The 9,846-nt window shown below is 39.7% G+C and carries 7 protein-coding genes; 3 read left to right on the top strand and 4 right to left on the bottom strand.

Going from position 1 to position 9,846, the window contains the following annotated elements; translation table 11 throughout:
- From AWW68_RS06915 to AWW68_RS06905, 3 genes are all read left to right on the top strand, one after another.
- Nucleotides 1-5,590, top strand: a 5,590-nt coding sequence (locus AWW68_RS06915; protein WP_157717552.1) for an HYR domain-containing protein, incomplete at its 5' end; no start/stop codon positions are given.
- Nucleotides 5,591-5,678: 88 nt separating this feature from the next.
- The gene (locus tag AWW68_RS06910; RefSeq protein WP_068218368.1) at nt 5,679-6,053 is read left to right on the top strand and encodes a co-chaperone GroES; all 375 of its coding nucleotides are present in this window, start codon (nt 5,679-5,681) and stop codon (nt 6,051-6,053) included.
- Between the two features lie 93 nt (nt 6,054-6,146).
- A complete protein-coding gene (locus tag AWW68_RS06905) occupies nt 6,147-7,250 on the top strand; it encodes a fatty acid desaturase family protein (RefSeq protein WP_068218365.1) in 1,104 nt (367 codons plus the stop codon).
- Here AWW68_RS06905 and hemB read toward each other — a convergent pair.
- From hemB to AWW68_RS06885, 4 genes are read right to left on the bottom strand one after another with little or no spacing between them, the layout of a single operon-like run.
- The gene (gene hemB / locus AWW68_RS06900; protein ID WP_068218363.1) at nt 7,247-8,215 is read right to left on the bottom strand and encodes a porphobilinogen synthase; all 969 of its coding nucleotides are present in this window, start codon (nt 8,213-8,215) and stop codon (nt 7,247-7,249) included. The two genes, AWW68_RS06905 and hemB, sit on opposite strands and share 4 nt — an antisense overlap.
- Before the next feature lie 43 nt (nt 8,216-8,258).
- Nucleotides 8,259-8,468: a helix-turn-helix domain-containing protein gene (locus tag AWW68_RS06895; protein WP_068218360.1), complete on the bottom strand. Its 210-nt coding sequence runs from the start codon at nt 8,466-8,468 to the stop codon at nt 8,259-8,261.
- A 4-nt stretch (nt 8,469-8,472) separates the two neighbouring features.
- The gene (locus AWW68_RS06890) at nt 8,473-9,123 is read right to left on the bottom strand and encodes a DUF2975 domain-containing protein (protein ID WP_068218357.1); all 651 of its coding nucleotides are present in this window, start codon (nt 9,121-9,123) and stop codon (nt 8,473-8,475) included.
- A 12-nt stretch (nt 9,124-9,135) separates the two neighbouring features.
- The gene (locus AWW68_RS06885; protein WP_068218354.1) at nt 9,136-9,777 is read right to left on the bottom strand and encodes a DUF2975 domain-containing protein; all 642 of its coding nucleotides are present in this window, start codon (nt 9,775-9,777) and stop codon (nt 9,136-9,138) included.
- Nucleotides 9,778-9,846: the final 69 nt, after the last annotated feature.

Genomic DNA, 9,846 nt, shown 5'->3' with positions numbered 1-9,846 from the left:
TGATAATACTGTAACGGTAACCGTAAAAGATGCTAGAGGAAACTCTGCCTCTGCTACTGCTATTGTCACTGTGGTAGATAACAGAGCTCCTGCCGTAACTGTCCAAGATGTAAACCTTAACCTTGATGCTAATGGAAATGCTACCCTGACTGTAGCTCAAGCAGAGGTTTCTAGCTCTGACAACTGTTCCATCGCTTCTAAAGTACTGAGCAAAACCTCTTTCAATTGTGATGACTTAGGCGACAATGATGTGACCCTTACCGTTACTGACATCAACGGTAATGCTACTACCAAAACCTTCAACGTATCTATTACTGATACTACCGCTCCAACTGTCATTGCACAAGACTACACTGTCGCACTCGATGCAAACGGTAATGCTTCTATTTCAGTACAAGACATTGACAATGGTTCTTACGACAACTGCTCATTGACGCTTTCTTTGGACAAACTGACTTTTGATTGTTCTAATGTGGGTGACAACACGGTTACACTTTCTGGTGTAGATGCTAGTGGCAACGCTGCTACCGCTACTGCTACCGTGACCGTAGTAGATAACATCGCTCCTTCAGCTATCGGTCAAGACATTACGGTTTCATTGAATCAAAACGGTCAGGCTTCTATCACTGCTGAACAGATCAACAATGGTTCTACTGACAATTGCGGTACTCCACAAGTAGAGATTAACATCAACTCCTTCGACTGCTCGAATATTGGTGATAACATCGTCACGCTAACAGCAACTGATGGATCTGGAAACACTTCAACCACTACTGTAACTGTTACCGTGGTAGACAACATTGCTCCAGTAATTATCGCTCAAAACACTACTATTACGCTAGATACCAACGGTAATGCATCTATCTCAGTGCAAGACATTGACAACGGCTCTTACGACAACTGCTCGTTGACCCTTTCTTTGGACAAACTGACTTTTGATTGTTCTAATGTGGGTGACAATACGGTTACACTTTCTGGTGTAGATGCTAGTGGTAACTCTGCTACCGCTACCGCAACAGTGACTGTGGTGGATGATTCAGCGCCAGAAGTAACTATCAATAGCATTACAGCTTCGCTCGATGAAAACGGTCAAGCTACTATCTCTGCTTCCGACCTTGTAGATAATGCCATCAGCGTTTGTGAAGTAGAAGCTTTTGAAGGTGGAAACAACCATGCAGTCTGGCTAAGCAAATACACTGCGAGCAACAGCAATGTAAACTTCCAGTTCGATAATAATGGTGGTGAATTAGTTCAGTTCCCTGACGGTACTGCCACAGTGAGAGGTCGAATTGTTAATCCTAATGATGCCAATGATGCTTGGAGCGTAGAACTTAATTTGACCGACCGAAAAGATTGGGATCAGTGGTCTGCTTTAGGTAGAAGCTGGAAAGGAAACGCAAACAAAGTACAGGACAACTATAAAGATTGGTCGTACTACTTAATGGATGCTGCTAATCCTTCTCAACTTCTTGGAGAAGGAAGCAATGCTGGCCAAACTATTTCTATTACACACATGCCGGCTAACTACCGTTATGGATTCCAAGTTGGCCAAGCCGCTAATGATAAGAATAGAAACTTCGGAATGTCTGGTTGGTTCTTCTACACCAACAGACAGGGCAAAAGTGTTCAGGGTGACTTCAATCTTGACATTAGTACTTGTAGAACTACTACTGGCTTAAGCGCTTGCGACCCTTATGACATTACAGTAAGTCAATCGGAGTTTGATTGCGCTAACATTGGTCAGAATACTGTAACTGTAACCGTTGCTGATATTCATGGCAATACCAATACTCAGACGACAGCAGTAACCATTGTAGATGAAGTTGCTCCAGCTGTTATTGCTCAAGACTACACTGTTTCGCTAGATGCCAATGGTAACGCCTCTATCTCAGTACAAGACATTGACAACGGTTCTTACGACAACTGCTCGTTGACTCTTTCTTTGGACAAACTGACTTTTGATTGTTCTAACATTGGTGAAAACACGGTTACACTTTCTGGTGTAGATGCCAGTGGCAACTCTGCTACCGCTACTGCTACCGTCACTGTGATTGATGATATTGCTCCAAGCGTACAGGTTCAGAATTTAGACCTTACCTTAGATGCTTCAGGTAACGCTACAATTACCGTAAGTGAGGTTGAAGTCTCTAGCTCAGATAATTGCGGCATAGATACAAAGGTTCTTAGTAAAACTTCTTTCGATTGTTCTGACCTTGGCGACAATCAGGTAACACTTACTGTAACCGATATTAATGGAAATATCACTACGGAATCGTTTAGTATTTTCATTTCCGATCATACCGCTCCAACTGTCATTGCACAAGACTACACTGTCTCGCTAGATGCAAACGGCAACGCTTCTATCTCAGTGCAAGACATTGACAACGGTTCTTACGACAACTGCTCGTTGACCCTTTCTTTGGACAAACTGACTTTTGATTGCTCTAATGTGGGTGACAATACGGTTACACTTTCTGGTGTAGATGCTGGTGGCAACTCTGCTACCGCTACTGCTACAGTGACTGTTGTGGATGATATTGCTCCTTCAGCTATTGGTCAAGACATTACGGTTTCATTGAATCAAAACGGTCAGGCTTCTATCACTGCTGAACAGATCAACAATGGTTCTACTGACAATTGCGGTACTCCACAAGTAGAGATTGACATCAACTCCTTCGACTGCTCGAATATTGGTGATAACATCGTCACGCTAACAGCAACTGATGGATCTGGAAACACTTCAACCACTACTGTGACTGTTACCGTGGTAGACAACATTGCTCCAGTAATTTCGGATGTACCTGAGGATATTATGTATCAAATTACTGATAACAATTGTAGTGCATCAATTACTTGGAATGCCCCTACTTCCATCGACAACTGCGAGGTTACTCTTACAAGTTCTCATCAATCAGGAGCAACTTTCCCAGTTGGAACTACCCAAGTAACATACACTGCAACAGATGCAGCAGGTAACCAAACCACATCTACCTTTGATGTGACAGTTATAGCATCACCTGTAACCATTACACTAGAGGCTTTTGTCTACAATCAAACTGAGGGGTATAACATTTCTTGCAATGGTGCTTCAGATGGAGAAATAACGGCAGTCGTTGAGGGAGGCTGTGGAGCTCTCACCTATGAATGGAATGTTAGTGCCTCTGGTTTAAGTCTTTACAATGTATCGGCTGGCACTTACACATTAACAGTTACTGATGAAACAGGAGTCTCAACCTCTGAAAGCATAACTCTAACAGAGCCTTCACCATTAAACATCGAATCAGCCATTACTCCTGAATACCCAGGCGGTGACGGTTCGGAAGAACATACCATTTACCTTGGTTATGGAGAACAAACGGTCACACTTTCAGCTAATGCTACTGGTGGTGCTGGAGATTATAGCTACTCTTGGACTCCAGAAGAGGAAATTGCGTGCTCTTCTTTCAACTCTGTAGTAGTAGCGCCACAAATAACTACCACGTATGAAGTTTTAGTAACCGATGCTGCGGGCTGCTCAACAAGTAAAACCTTCACTGTTTATGTAATTGATGTAAGATGTGAAGACACCCCTGGTGGAGGAAATAATGACGGTGGAGATAACGGCAATGGCAATGATGCCCCTTGTCAATGCGAGGGTAAAATGAAGAACTTCTCAGTTGTTTACAACGGGTTCTCAGGTGCAACTGTAAAAGCCTACAGAAAGAACAAGTCGGATAAAATAGAATCGTACTACAATGTGCAGAATGGTGATATTTTAAAGGTAGAAGGCTTCGACCATAAAGGAAGACTTGACTCCAAAACATACTTAAAGATTGGTAACGCCTACTACAAAGTACATACCTCGTGTTCAGAAGACATTCTTGGTAAAACTATAGGTCCGTTTACGGTAATAGAATATACTGACGGTGAAGGAAGTACTTGTTCTGTGGACGACTCTAATGATGATGGCAATCCATCTCACGGTGATGACGATGACGATGATGACAAAGGCAGAAATCATGATGACGATGACGATGATAAACACAAATCAGATGATGATGACGATGATAAGAATAAATCAGACTCAGACGATGATGACGATAAAAAGAAGAATAAACATAACAGTTCCAATGAAATAAAAGGTTACGGCTCTAACTATGGCTCACGCTACTTGTACTCCTCAAACCATTATGGTGGGAATGATGATGACGATGATGATAACAGCTCAGGCTCTAATAACACCGGAAACAATGATTGCCAGTGTGAAGGCAGAATGGAAAACTTCACTGTAATTTACAACGGTCAATCCGGAGCTACCATCAAAGCGTATAACAAGAAGATGAACAAAAAAATTGCTGAGTTCAGCAATGTTCAAAATGGTGACCAACTAATCATCACAGGGTTCGATAAGCATGACAGACTAGAGTCTAAAACTTTCTTAAAAATCAACGGCTTTGCTTATGAAATTCATACCTCATGTTCAATCAATATTCTTGGTCAAAGTTATGGGCCTTTCAAAGTCATAGCCTATACAGATGGAGAAGGAAGTAGCTGCTCATTAATTACCTCAGACCCATCAATACCAGCAGAAGAGTCATCTTGCACTGCCGTAGAAGCCGATGGTGGTGGACATGCAATGTGGCTAGATGATTATACTTACAATGGCTATAGCGCTAAATTTAACTTCGATAATAACAGTGGGAAACTATCATATAACTCCGATGGATCTATCACTTTAACCGGTTTGCTTAAAAACGTTCAAAATATGAATGATAAGTGGGAGATCAGCTTTAGACTAGAGGGTGGTCATTCTTGGACTGAATGGTCAGGCTTAGGTAGAGGTTATAAAGATGAAAAGAACTTAGCAGGCGATAAGTATGAGGACTGGACCTACTATACCTTAAATTCAAATAGTAAACTGAAAGGGAAAGGAAGTAATCATGGAAAAGTTGTAAGCGTATACCATATGCCAACTAATTATTTCTACGGATTCCAACTGGGTGAAGCAGCAAATAATAAAAATAGCAACTATGGTCTCTCAGGATGGTTCTACTATAAAAACTATTGCGGACAATGGGAGAAAGCTGATATCAATATTGATCTTGAAGACTGTGACTCGAACCCTCCTGGTGAACCTAACGACTGTATCATAGATACTGTAGAGTGGAACGGGAATATAACAGTATGCTATAATGGTGTAGAGTTGTGTGTTTCTCAACAAGAAGCTGAATCCTTAATTGCGAGTGGCGCAACTTTAGGAAGTTGCTCCGTAACAACTACAAGCAATAGTTTAACTAACGGAGAAGCAAACACTCAGGAATTAGAATCCACAACAGACAATGATGAACTCAAAATCCATGTGAGTGCTTACCCTAACCCAACCAGAGACTTCACTAATATTACTTTTGAGGTGAAAGAAGCTGGGCCAGTAAAGGTTGGCATATATACTTCTCAAGGAGTAAGGGTTGGCGACTTGTTTGAAGATGTTGCTGAGGCCAACAAAACCTACAACATAGAGTTCGATGGTTCAAGCCTCTTAGACGGCATATACCTCATCAGAGTTAACACTGCAGATGTGGTTAAAACCAAAAAGCTGATGATAAAAAGGTAATCTCTTTTACTAACAACATTGAAAAGGCTGGCAGTGACCAGCCTTTTTCATTTGGGTTTTAGTTTATATTTGCACCATATTTTGAATTATGGAACTAACAGCAGAGAATAGACTGAGAAAGCTTATAGTGGTAGGAGATCGACTGCTTATTCGTCCTAAGAAGCAACCTGATAAAACAGACAGCGGACTTTATCTTCCTCCTGGGGTTCAAGAGAAAGAAAAGGTACAGACTGGTTTTGTGATAAAAGTTGGCCCTGGCTACCCTATCCCAATGGCCACTGACGAAGATGAACCTTGGAAAGAAAATGATGAAAAAATCAAGTATGTACCGTTACAAGCTCAAGAAGGAGATCTTGCTATTTTCCTTCAGAAAGGAGCTGTAGAAGTGGTATATCAAGGTGAAAAGTTATTTATTGTTCCTCAATCTTCAGTATTAATGCTGGAGCGTGAGCAAGATTTATAACATAGACGGTATTTGGCCGTTCAAGTAAAAACCTGAAGCAAAAATTCTTAAGTAAGCTTCAAACTGGTAAATTGCAAATAGAATACCTAAAGAATGCAACATAAAACAGTACGTTTCTCAAAAACTAATCAGGCAGAGTTTATCGCTGACTTGAGAAAGCAAGTGAAAGCTTATTTTGAGACTAATAATATTTCAACCTATGGCAATTGGAAAATGGTACTTAAAACCATTTTCATGTTTGCACTTTATTTTGTGCCTTACCTTTTAATGCTTACCGGTGTAATTACCAATATCTGGGTAGTGCTTTTAATGTGGGCACTTATGGGCTTAGGGAAAAGCGGAATTGGCCTTTCTGTAATGCACGATGCTAACCATGGCGCATACTCAAAAAACAGACATGTAAATAAATACCTCAGCTATGTAATGAACATGATTGGGGCAAACAGTTACATCTGGAAAATTCAGCACAATGTTCTTCATCATACTTTCACCAATATAGATGGTATGGACGAAGACATTGATCCAGGAAAGTTAATGAGATTATCACCTCATGCACCTAAGCTTAAAGCGCACAAGCATCAGCATATTTATGGTTGGTTTCTATATGGTATGATGACCTTTCTTTGGTTAACCACTAAAGACTTCAAACAATTAGTTCGCTATAAGAAAATGGGCTTAATGAAAAGCCAGAAAAGATCTTTTGGTGGTGTACTTACTGAAGCCATTATTTCTAAAGTATTATACTACGCCTATGCATTAGTTCTACCACTGATCTTTATCCAAGCTCCTTGGTACATCATTTTAATAGGATTCTTTATAATGCATTTTATTACCGGGCTAGCTCTTGGAATGATTTTCCAGCCTGCGCACGTAATGCCAACTTCTGAATATCCTATTCCTGATGATACTGGTAGTGTTGAGAACAACTGGGCTGTACATCAGCTTTTCACTACCACCAACTTTGCTCCTAATAGCAAGTTATTTTCTTGGTTTGTGGGTGGTCTCAACTATCAGATTGAGCACCATTTATTCCCAAACATTTGCCACGTACATTACAAGAAAATCTCGAAGATTGTACAGGCAAAAGCCACTGAGTATGGCTTACCATACAACTGTCAGAAAACCTTTATGGCTGCTGTTTATCAACACGGAAGAATGTTGAAGCAACTAGGAAGAGGAGATCAATTCGCTGTTTAAGAATTGAGTTTTGCAAACTCCTTAGCGTGGTAGGTCAGAATAATATCTGCACCTGCCCTTTTTATGCTTAACAACGTTTCTTGCATTACTCTTTCGTAATCTAACCAGCCTTTGGCTCCAGCAGCCTTAAGCATAGAGTATTCTCCTGAAACATTATAGGCAGCAATCGGAAGACTGTAATTATCTTTCAATAACCTGATCACGTCCAAGTAAGCTAGCGCTGGTTTCACCATCATAAAATCAGCTCCCTCATTCATATCTAAATCGGCTTCAATTAGAGCCTCTCTCCTATTGGCAGGGTTCATCTGGTAGGTTTTCTTATCCCCACTTTTAGGCGCTGAGTCTAATGCATCTCTGAAAGGTCCATAAAAAGCACTCGCATACTTAGCGGTGTAAGACATAATTGAAACATCTGTATATCCATTGTCATCCAGCATTTCGCGGATGTATCCAACTCGTCCGTCCATCATATCAGAAGGACCAATAATATCGATACCACAAGCTGCTTGAGATAGGGCTTGCTTTCCTAAAACCTCAAGAGTTTCATCATTTAAGATTTTACCATCTTTAACGATTCCGTCATGCCCATCAGAACTGTATGGATCCAAGGCCACGTCTGTCATAATTGCTGCTTCCGGAAACTCCTGCTTAATTTTTCTAAGCGCCTTTTGGTAGAAGAAATCATCATCAAAGCTCTTAGTAGCAGTTTTATCTTTATAGTGTTCAGGAACTACAGGAAAGACATCAAAAGATTTAATTCCGAGTTTCAAGCACTCTTCAATCTCTTTGAGCATTTGATCAATACCCAAGCGACAAATTCCAGGCATAGAATCAACCTCCACCTTATCTGAAGCACCTTCCAACAAGAATAATGGAAAAATAAAGTCATCGGTTGTGACCTTCGTTTCCTCAATTATTGATCTAATGGCTTCTGACTTTCTATTTCTTCTCGGACGAATGTTCATAGCTGAAATTTTGCTCAAAGGTAATACTCAAAAAGCGGTTAATCTATTCATCTGGAGTGTATTCCAAAATATCTCCAGGTTGGCAATCCAAGGCATCGCAAATGGCTTCCAACGTACTAAAGCGTATGGCTTTAGCCTTTCCAGTTTTCAAAATAGAAAGGTTAGCGAGGGTTATTCCTACAATCTCAGCTAGCTCCTTACTTTGCATTTTTCGCTTGGCCAGCATCACATCTAGGTTTACAATTATCGCCATAGTTCTAGATGGTTAAGTCCTGTTCTTCTTTAAGGTTTACACCTTGTTTAAAGGCTTGAGCAAGAATGAAAACCATTAATGCTGTAAAGAAGAAGCTTTCAAATATGCTACCAGAAAACCCAACGGGAAAAGTTGTCAACCATGGCTTACCCAAGACTAATTTATTGTAAAAATATATTCCAATCCGATCTGACACATAATCGTGAATACTCAAAAAAAGAAATGCTGCCCCTATGTAATTCAGTCGTTTTACATTTTTGTAGGTAAAAAAGACATTCTTTTCCGCTGACCTGACCAACAGAAACATCATGTAAAGCAGAATTATATAACAAATCATTATAGGGATATCTAAAAGCAAGGCTTCTAACCTGCCAACTTCATCATAAACATTAAACGAAAAATCATTGACCGAAAGATTCATCTTATAGTCATTCAACTTATCGATGGCAGTTACTCTCTCTTTATTCAATGTAAAAACCTCATCCGTATTGTTTTTATATGGCAACGTAAAACTGAGCTGCTGATATTTATACTTAAATAGAATTCCGTAGGTATGAAAAAACAAGGCAAAAATGGGCAGAGCCATAGTGATCAACAACACCCATTTTACTACCACTAGTACAACTCGCTGTCTTGAAGTTTTAATCTTATTCATGGTTATGCTTATTTAAATAGTCAAATCCTGTTCTTCTTTCAACTTGAGGCCGTGTGCGAATGCTTCCGCAATAACCAAAACCAAAAGCCCAGTTATAAAAGTGGAAGTAAAAATATTTGGAAGCCTAAAAACCCAAAATGAACTCGTAGAGGTTAAGTCTGCACTAGTTAAAAAGTTCTCAAAAACCCACTGCTTAAAGAATGATCCTAGATAATCAACCAAGCCTGACAGAACAACTAATATTCCTATGATTCTCAGTCGCTTAACATTAAGATGACTAAAGAATTCATTACGCTTTGCGGAGTTGACTATTCCACTTAAAAGCACCAGAATATAAAAACAAATACTTGCATAAAGAGCAAAAGGAATATAGGTTAAATAGAGTCTATTGTCATGCAACCTAAAGGTTATAATATGTTCTGTAGGCTCTACATTTACAACCTCAAAAGCCGATTCAAATCCAGGGCTGGGTTCAACTTCTGGCTTAACTACCCAAGACTTATAATCTTCATTCAACCTCAAGGAAAACTGACCATCGTTAAAACCTGACCTTATCAGTACAATTAAAGCAACTATAAAGATTATAACTGAGATCCCTATAAAAGTATCTAAGACCCAACTAGAGCTTTTGATTACTAATCGATTCCATTTCATGTGTATTAAATTTTTCGAAACATAGTAATTATTTATTGTTTATCAATAAATAATAATCGAAAAACATCT

Origin of the sequence: Roseivirga spongicola, from assembly GCF_001592965.1 — a bacterium.
GTDB classification, from domain to species: Bacteria; Bacteroidota; Bacteroidia; order Cytophagales; family Cyclobacteriaceae; genus Roseivirga; species Roseivirga spongicola.
The sequence above is the reverse complement of the archived record's forward strand: the minus strand, read 5'-3'. Positions and strand labels throughout refer to the sequence as shown.